The sequence below is a fragment of the Bradyrhizobium sp. Kon58 genome, from assembly GCF_055807455.1.
On the sequence record NZ_JBVVOT010000609.1, the window covers coordinates 1 to 245 of the forward strand.

The following is a 245-nucleotide window of genomic DNA, read 5'->3' on the forward strand; positions in this document are numbered from 1 at the left end:
GGCTCCGGCGCGAGCATGGCGGGGCCGTGCGCTGCGTACCACTCGCTGAGCTGGGCGCATTTTTCGATTTCGGCGCGGGCCTGGGCGATCGGTTTGCCCATTTCCAGGGTGATCATCTGTGCCATGGCTTCGGCCTGGTCGCGCAGGGCGCTGGCCAGGGCCAACAGCAATTCGGCGCGCTGGCCGACGGGTTGGCGGCGCCAGGTGCGGAAGGCAGCGGTGGAACGGTTGAGCGCGGCATCCAG

1 protein-coding gene is annotated in these 245 nt (G+C 69.4%); it reads right to left on the reverse strand.

Features of this window, described 5'->3' with window-relative positions:
• The coding region (locus tag AC0L20_RS41665; RefSeq protein WP_473295935.1) for an aldehyde dehydrogenase family protein at positions 1-245 on the reverse strand (245 nt) is incomplete at both ends.